Below are 8,362 nucleotides of genomic sequence, written 5' to 3'. Positions count from 1 at the left end.
CGGGCGCGGTGGCGGGCGCTGACCGTGCCGTGATGGGCGACGAGCGCCGTCGTGGGGAGGGCCTGGCGACGGGCGGCGGACGCGGCGGCGTGCGACGGATGGCGGCCGCCGGGGTGAGCGCGGGCGGCGAGCGGCGAGCGGATCCGCTACATGCGTCGCAGAAGGCTCCGGCATGGTCCACTCGACCGCATCCACCCCCTGCGCGGCCGGAAGCGCCAGCGAGCCGCTGAAGGGCGCGTAACGGCGTCTCCGAGGCTGTCCTCGGGTGGGCCGAGGCTCTCGGTTGCGGTCAGTCTGGTCGGAAGCGCCCCGCGCAGCGACCTCGGCCGCGAGTCGCCGGTCCGCCTTCGCCGGTCCGCCTTCGCCGGCCCGCCTTCAGCCGGCCCGCCTTCGCCGGCCAGCGCGCCGTTTCACGTGAAACGGCGATAGCGGCTCGCTGGCACCGATCGAAAGCCTGGGGGTCGGAGTGACGGTCAAGCCGAGTCGCCACCCATTTCAGACGCTCGACGTCGGTGCGGCGGTGCGACCTCCCCGCCCTTGGACGTCCAGAGCGTCCGGACGCCCAGAGCGTCCAGGCGCCAGGGGGCATGGGCCGGGTCCCGGGCTGATGCGGGGTCCGCGTACGAGCCAGTCGTCCGCCGACGGGTGCCACACGGGTCAGCGGGCGGTCATCGGCGCCAGGGCAACGCGTGGGCGGCGGCATGCGGTGCCGATCGGAGGGCACCGGTCCAATTCCCTCCCCGGTGGCATCGAACCCGCCGATTTCGCGGTTCGCGGACAACGACCGACCGGCCGAAAAGTTATCCACACCGGTTGTCCACAGGCACCCCCCGTTTCACGTGAAACAGCGCGTGGGAGCGGGTGCGAGCCTGTGGATGACGGCCTGTGTTCAGGATCTCGGCAGCCTGTGGATATCGCCTCCCGCTGCCCACGCGACCGTGTCGGCCCGATCGACGACGGGCACCGATCCGGTGGCCCGCGACCGCTCAAACAGGTAGGGACAGCGGTGCCAGACTCGGTTAGGGTCAGCGTCGTGCACGACACCCCTCCCTCAGTCCCGGACTTCACCCAGTGGCCGTCATTTCCCTTCGAGGGTGACCTCCACGTGAAGCAACTCGATGATCCGGTCCCGGTCGAACCGCCCCGGAAGGGCGAGGGTCTCCGGGAATGCACCGCCTGCAACGCACCCGACGACGCCTACATCTGGGTGGGCGAGCGGTGGCGGGTCCGTGCCATGGACCGGCCCACCGGCCTGCCCATGGTGCTCATCCTGGAATCGCGGACTCACCTCGACCTCGGCGATCTACCGAACCTGCTGGCTGCCGAGCTGGGGGTGATGACCGTACGTCTGGAGCGGGCCATCCGGTCGCTCGACGGCGTGGCGCGGGTGCACGTCAACCGCTGGGGCGACGGCTCGGCTCATCTGCACATGTGGTTCCTCGCCCGTCCGTACGGCCGTCTTCAGCTGCGGGGCACGTTCCTGTCCCTGTGGGATTCGATCCTGCCGCCGATCTCCGAGGCGCAGTGGCGGGAGAATCTGGCACTGGTCGCTGCCTGGCTCGCCGAGTTCGGTGGTCGCCCGCTCGCCGAGCCGCCCCGCATCCAGTGGCAGGCGCCGTCCAGTCTGCTGGCCCAGTCCGCTGCCGCGGATGCCGCCGCCGCAGCGGAAGCTGCCTCTGCGGCAGCAGCCGGGGTGGATGCGGTCTCGGTCATCGAGGCGGCAGAGGAGATCCCGGAGCCGGCGTTCGACTCCACTCCCGATCCGACCCATGCGGACACCGTGCTCCCGGCCGAACCAGCCGCGGACCCGGACGCCGATGCCGGCTCGACGGCGACCACCGTCACCGCTCGGACGGCTGAACCCGCTCGGACGGCTGAACCCGCTCGGACGGCCACGGTCACCGGACCGGCGACCGAGCCCGCTCACCGGCCATCCGTCACCGGCCTGCCCGGCCCGTCGTCCGAGACCCCGGCCTCCGACATCCCGGCCTCCACCGCCCGGGACTCCACCGTGGCAGCGCCCGGCAGTACCGCGTCCGGCATCGCCGCCAGGATGGGCACGCCCGCCGACGGGCCCCATGTCGACCCGACGGAGGCACCCAGCGGCGGACCCCAGGTCGCCCCGGCGAAGGTCCCCACCGACGGGTTCCACGGCGGCCCGGCGAGCGGCAGCGCCGACGAGGCTCCCTCGGGTCCCGCCATTCCGGCTGCGTATGGCCCCGCAGACGGGGACACCGCCGGGGAGGCCGTCACGAAGACCGTCCCCGAGAACGGCGTCGGGGGCGCCAGCACTCCGGGCGCAGCCGCGGGCACCAACGGCAACGACGCACCCGACGTGCGCGCGAGCCACTGATCTGGAACCGACCACGAGGTTGGCCTGTCGGGGCCAACCTCATGGTCGACCCGCGAGCGGGTGCGCTCGACCGAACGGGTGGCGGGTAGGTCAGTGAGTGGTGAGGCGGGCCGCTGCTCGGGCGACCAGGGTGCCGAGGAGTCGGCCGAAGTCCAGCCCGGCCGCCTGCACCGCCAGCGGAAGCAGTGACGTCTCCGTCATGCCCGGCGAGACGTTGACCTCCAGCACGTGCGGCTGGCCGGCCGCGTCCACGATCACGTCGACGCGCGAGAGGTCCCGTAGACCGAGCGCGGTGTGCGCGGCGAGGGCCACGTCAGCGACCGTGGCAGCCACCTCGGGATCCAGCCGGGCGGGGGCGTGCCAGGTGGTCCGCCCCGCGGTGTAGCGGGCGGCGTAGTCGTACACGCCGTTGCGGGGCACGATCTCCACCGGCGGCAGGGCCTGCGGGCCGTCGCCGAGGTCGACGACGGAGACCGCCACGTCCATCCCCGGCACGTACCGCTCCACGAGGGCGGTGGAGTAGTACGCGAAGCAGCCGACCATCGCGGCGGGCAGCGCGGCGGCGTCCCGGACCACCGCTCCGCCCAGCCCGGACCCGCCCTGCGCCGGCTTGACCATCAGGGGCACGCCCAGCCGGTCGACGATCCGGTCCAGGACGGCGACCGCGCCGAGCTCGGAGAAACGGTCGTGCGGGAGCGCCACCCAGTCCGGGGTGGGGATGCCGGCCTCGCGGAGCACCGCCTTGGCCGAGGGCTTGTCCCAGGCGACCCGGGAGGCCCGGGCGTCGCAGCCGACGTACGGGATGTCGCACAGATCCAGCACCCCGCGCAGTGAGCCGTCCTCGCCGGTCGCGCCGTGCAGTGCGATCACCACCGCGTCCGGTGGGTCGGCCGCGAGCGCCGGTAGCAGGGCCACGTCCGCGTCTCGCAGTTCGGCTTCCACCCCGACGGCGCGCAGCGCGTCGAGCACCCGACGACCGGAGCGCAGTGACACGTCCCGTTCGTAGGAGAGCCCACCCGCGAGCACCACGACGCGCAGGTCGGCCGAGATGGCGGAATCGGTCACGAGGAGGTGCTCGGCGGTCGTAGCCATGCCGGCATCATGCCAAGTCGGGCCCGGGCACGTCGGAGCCGGCCCGGCCGCGTCGGCCGGCGGCGCCACCCACAGCGCCGAAGACCCGGCGCATGGCGATCTCCTGCTCCATCACCCCGGCCAGCCGGCGGACGCCCTCGCGGATTCGCTCCGGCGGCGGGAAGCTGAAGTTGAGCCGCATGGCGTCGGTGCCGGTGCCGTCGGCGTAGAAGCCGGTGCCGGGAACGTAGGCGACCCGGGCGGCGACCGCTCGCGGCATCATGGCCTTCGAGTCGAGCCCGTCGGGCAGGCTGGCCCACACGAAGAGACCGCCGGCCGGTGTGGTCCAGCTGGTGCCCTCGGGCATCAGGTCGGCCATCGCGTCGAGCAGGGCGTCCCGACGTTCCCGGTAGACCTCGCGATAGACCTTGAGCTGCTGCCGCCAGGGCATGGTGCTCAGATAGGTTGCCACCGCGGCTTGGGCGAACCCGCTGGGGCAGAGGATCTGCGCCTCGCTGGCGATGACCAGTTTGTCGCGGACCGCGTGCGGCGCCAGGATCCAGCCGACCCGCAGCCCGGGGGCGAAGGTCTTGGAGAACGTGCTGAGGTAGAAGACGCCGTCGCGGCGGCGGGCCCGCAGGGGGGCCGGGGCCTCACCCTCGAACCCGAGCTGACCGTACGGGTCGTCCTCGACGACGAGCAGGCCGGCGCGCTCACAGATGTCGAGCACCCGCTCCCGGCGCTCCTCGCTGAGCGTCACGCCGGTCGGGTTCTGGTAGGTGGGGATCGTGTAGAGGAACTTGACCCGCTGGCCCGCGCGGGCCAGGTCGGCGATGGCCGTCTCCAGCGCCTCCGGGATCAGCCCGTCCGCATCCATCGGTACGTGGACGACCTGCGCCTGGGCGGCCTGAAACACGCCGAGCGCACCGACGTACGTCGGCCCCTCGGCGAGCACCACGTCACCCGGGTCGAGGAAGAGCCGGGCCACCAGGTCTAGGGCCTGCTGCCCGCCCACGGTGACCACGACGTCCTCCGGGGAGGCCCCGCACGCGGCGTCGATCCCGGAGAGCGACATCACCTCGCAGATCCGCTCGCGCAGCTCAAGGGTGCCCTGGCCAATGCCGTACTGGAGGGTGGTCACGCCCTGCTCGGAACCGAGCCGGCCGAGCATCTCGCCGACCGCGTCCAGTGGGAGGGCTGCGATGTACGGTGCGCCACCGGCGAGCGAGACGACCTCCGGACGACTGGCCACCGCGAACAATGCTCGGATCTCGGAGGCGGTCATCCCGCGTACCCGCCGGGCGTACCGGTCGGTGTAGTCGTCGAGTGTCGTGCCGGTCATGACCTCACCTCGATCGCTGCTCGGGTGGTTCCCGCCCCGGGTACCCCGCACACCGCTGACCATGGCGGCGGGCACACCGATTGTCGATCCTAGTCCGCCACAGTTGTGCTGCCGCCGTGCCGAGGCAGATCGACCACATGGCGGACCGTCCTCGGCGTCCCCCACTGCGGTGAGCATCTGCGCGTCCCCTCCCGCATCGTCGATCGGCGGCGTACGATCGCTCGTCGGGGGCAGGAAGGCGGCGCTGTCGTTCCATGCCGGTCTCACCACCGAGCCTATTGTGGGGATGCGCCATATGTCGCGACGTCTGGTCAGCCTGACCCTCGACACGTTGGAAGACCTCCCGCGCCCGTGCCGGCAGTGCGTCTACTGGGAGCTCGATCCGGTCTCCGCGGACCGGGCCTGTGCCGCCGGCGATCCGGGCCTGGAGAAGGAGGCGTGGGTCTCCCAGACGCTGCTGGAGTGGGGCTCCTGCGGCAAACTCGCGTATGTCGACGGCATGCCGGCCGGCTTCGTGATGTACGCCCCGCCCGCCTACGTGCCCCGTTCGATGGCGTTCCCGACCTCACCGGTCTCCGCGGACGCGGCACTGTTGATGACCGCCAACGTGGTCGCCGCGTTCTCCGGCGGCGGGTTGGGCCGGATGCTGGTGCAGGGTGTCGCCCGGGATCTGACCAAGCGCGGGATCAAGGCCATCGAGGCGTTCGGCGATGCCAAGTTCGGCGACGCGGACGACCCCGCCGGTGGCTGCGTGGCCCCGGTCGACTTCTTCCTCTCCGTGGGCTTCAAGACCGTACGTCCGCATCCGCGTTTCCCCCGGTTGCGCCTTGAGCTGCGGACGGCGCTGAGCTGGAAGTCCGACGTCGAGTACGCGCTGGAGAAGCTGCTCGGGTCGATGAGCCCGGAGACCCTGCTCCGGCCGGTCCGTCCCGCCCCGGCCACCCGCTCCACCAACGGCTGACGCACGGCGGCGGATCAGTCGACCACCGTGCCGGCGGCCACCACGGCACGCAGTTCGCTGACGTCGAGCGACCCGGTCGGGACGTCTCGTTCGATGGGGTAGTACATCCGCTGCACCGCGGCCACGATCGCCTCCACCACCCGGTCCCGGAACCGGGGGTCGACAAGGTGGGCGCGGTCCGTCGGCGAGGTGAGGTAGCCGACCTCGACCCGGACGGCGGGCATCCGCGTCAGTCGCAGCAGCTCCCACGTCTTGGCGTGGGTACGGCAGTCCCGCAGCCCGGTGCGGGCGACGATCTCCCGCTGCACCAGCCCGGCCAGGCGTTCACCGGTCGCCGAGGTCACCCCGTTGTCGGTGCCGTAGTGGTAGGTCGCGACGCCCTCCGCATCCGGGTTGGCGTGGCCGTCCAGGTGCAGCGAGATGAACACGTCGGCGCCGAGCGAGTTGGCGAGCAGGGCCCGGTCGGTGTCCGGCAGGCAACTGTCGGGCGACGGGCCCCGGGTGAGCTGCACCCGCACCCCGGTGGCGGCGAGCCGCCCCTCCAGTCGGCTGGCCAGGTCGTGCACGAGGTCCGCCTCCGTCCAGCGCAACGAGCCGTCGGGCACCACCATCCCGGGGTCGGTGCCCCCGTGCCCCGGGTCGATGACGACCGTCTTGCCGACCAGCGCCGGCCCGGACTGCCGGATGGCGTCGGACTCACGGAGCCACTGCGGGCGGCCACCGACCACCTTGCGGCCGATCCGGCGGAGCGCGTTCATGGTGTGTGGGCCGCAGGAGCCGTCCGGGGTGAGCCCGACCTCGCGCTGGAACTGGGCGACCGCCCGCGAGGTCCGGACACCGTAGATGGCGTCCGCGCGGCCCACGTCGTACCCCATCTCCAGCAGTCGCTCCTGCAGCGACCGGACATCCTCGCCGGTGAGCGGCTCGGGGACCGCGTGGTAGAGGGTGCGGGCGCCGAGCCGCCAGCGGGCGGCGTCCAGGGCGCGCCAGGTCTCCGCGCCGACCCGGCCGTCCACGCTGAGCCCCCGTGACTGCTGGAACGCGCGGACCGCCCGCTCGGTGTCCAGGTCGAACTCGTCGGTCTGCGGGCCGGCAACGGCGAGCAGCTCAAGGCCGGTCAGGATGGTACGGATCTCCGTGACCGCGGGTCCCCGGTCACCGGGTCGGATCGGACGCACGCACGACCCCCTCTGCACGACGCTGGCTGGCCGGGCGGCCCAGGCTTGAGGCTATGCGCTCCGGGGCGGCGAGGTGGCTGGGGCGGAGAAATACGTCGGCGCTACGGCCGGGAAGACGCCGAACCCCGCACCCGGCGAGCGGGTACGGGGTTCGGTTGATGTTTCTGCTGGTCAGAGGGCCGATTCGATGAGCCGGACCAGCTCGCCCTTCGGCTTGGCACCGGCGATCGACTGCACCGGCTGGCCGTTCTTGAAGACGGTGAGCGTCGGCACCGACATCACCCGGTAGGCCCGAGCGGTCTCCGGGTTCTCGTCGATGTTGAGCTTGACGATGGTGACCTGGTCACCCATCTCCCGGGCGATCTCCTCGAGCAGCGGCGACACCTTGCGGCACGGCCCGCACCACTCCGCCCAGAAGTCCACCAGCACCGGCTTGTCGGCCTGCAGCACGTCAGCGACGAAGCTCTTGTCGGTGACCGCCTTGGTTGTTCCCACTATGCCCTCCTCCGGGATGTGTTCTTGTTTCAGCTGAGCGTCGCGATGAACCGTTCGGCGTCGAGCGCGGCGGCACAGCCGGTGCCGGCCGCGGTGATCGCCTGACGGTAGGTGTGGTCGACCAGGTCACCGGCGGCGAAGACGCCGGGGATGTTGGTGCGGGTGCTCGGGGCCTCGACCTTGACGTAGCCCTCGTCGTCCATCTCGACCTGACCACGGAAGAGCTCGCTGCGGGGGTCGTGACCGATGGCCACGAACACACCTGTCACGTCCATCACCTTGGTGTCACCGGTGTGCACGTTGCGGACCCGTACGCCGGTGACCTTGCCGTCGTCGCCGAGGATCTCCTCGACGGCGCTGTTCCACTCGACCTTGATCTTCTCGTTGCTCAACGCCCGCTCAGCCATGATCTTGCTGGCCCGGAACGAGTCGCGGCGGTGGATGATGGTGACCGATTCGGCGAAGCGGGTGAGGAAGCTGGCCTCCTCCATCGCCGAGTCGCCGCCGCCGACGACCACGATGTGCTGATTGCGGAAGAAGAAGCCGTCGCAGGTGGCGCAGGAGGAGACGCCGTGGCCGAGGAACTCCTGCTCGCCGGGCACGCCCAGCGGACGCCAGGCCGAACCGGTGGAGAGGATGATGGATCGGGCCTGGTAGGCGGTCTCGCCAACCCAGACGGTGCTCACCGCGCCGGAGCCGGCGTCGCCGGTGTCCACCAGCTCGACCCGGGTCACGTCGTCGGTGAGGAACTCGGCACCGAACCGTTCGGCCTGCTTGCGCATGTTGTCCATGAGCTCGGGGCCGAGGATGCCGTCGGCGAAGCCGGGGAAGTTTTCCACCTCGGTCGTGGTCATCAGCGCGCCACCGGACTGCACGCCCTCGATGATCAGTGGCTTCAGGTTGGCGCGTGCGGCGTAGACCGCCGCCGTGTAGCCGGCCGGCCCGGAGCCGATGATGATCAG

6 protein-coding genes and 1 pseudogene are annotated in these 8,362 nt (G+C 71.7%); 2 read left to right on the top strand and 5 right to left on the bottom strand.

The annotated features are described in order from the left end of the window. Positions 1–1,258 precede the first annotated feature (1,258 nt). Positions 1,259–1,628 (top strand): annotated as a pseudogene (locus PSH25_RS00745) (hypothetical protein); the annotation flags it as partial. A gap of 815 nt (positions 1,629–2,443) precedes the next feature. Here PSH25_RS00745 and PSH25_RS00740 read toward each other — a convergent pair. Together PSH25_RS00740 and PSH25_RS00735 are read right to left on the bottom strand one after the other, a co-directional pair. Beyond that, the gene (locus PSH25_RS00740) at positions 2,444–3,445 is read right to left on the bottom strand and encodes a D-alanine--D-alanine ligase family protein (protein WP_238657089.1); all 1,002 of its coding nucleotides are present in this window, start codon (positions 3,443–3,445) and stop codon (positions 2,444–2,446) included. A 7-nt stretch (positions 3,446–3,452) separates the two neighbouring features. After that, positions 3,453–4,766 (bottom strand): aminotransferase-like domain-containing protein, encoded by a 1,314-nt coding sequence (locus PSH25_RS00735; RefSeq protein WP_238657088.1) that lies wholly within the window; start codon positions 4,764–4,766, stop codon positions 3,453–3,455. Positions 4,767–5,061: 295 nt separating this feature from the next. Here PSH25_RS00735 and PSH25_RS00730 point away from each other — a divergent pair, with 295 nt between their 5' ends. Beyond that, positions 5,062–5,727 carry a GNAT family N-acetyltransferase gene (locus PSH25_RS00730; RefSeq protein ID WP_091396576.1) on the top strand — a complete coding sequence of 222 codons (666 nt, stop codon included), beginning with the start codon at positions 5,062–5,064 and terminating at the stop codon, positions 5,725–5,727. Positions 5,728–5,741: 14 nt separating this feature from the next. On the opposite strand, the gene PSH25_RS00725 is transcribed toward PSH25_RS00730, so the two are convergent. The 3 genes from PSH25_RS00725 to trxB form a co-directional block, all read right to left on the bottom strand. Beyond that, a complete protein-coding gene (locus PSH25_RS00725; protein ID WP_238657087.1) occupies positions 5,742–6,905 on the bottom strand; it encodes an N-acetylmuramoyl-L-alanine amidase in 1,164 nt (387 codons plus the stop codon). A 171-nt stretch (positions 6,906–7,076) separates the two neighbouring features. Further along, complete coding sequence (gene trxA, locus PSH25_RS00720) at positions 7,077–7,400, bottom strand: thioredoxin (RefSeq protein ID WP_030331849.1); 324 nt, start codon at positions 7,398–7,400, stop codon at positions 7,077–7,079. A gap of 29 nt (positions 7,401–7,429) precedes the next feature. Then, positions 7,430–8,362: thioredoxin-disulfide reductase (gene trxB, locus PSH25_RS00715; RefSeq protein ID WP_238657086.1), on the bottom strand; the 933-nt coding region annotated here is incomplete at its 5' end.

This window comes from Micromonospora foliorum, assembly GCF_022229015.1.
GTDB classification, from domain to species: Bacteria; Actinomycetota; Actinomycetes; order Mycobacteriales; family Micromonosporaceae; genus Micromonospora; species Micromonospora foliorum.
The sequence above is the reverse complement of the archived record's forward strand: the minus strand, read 5'-3'. Positions and strand labels throughout refer to the sequence as shown.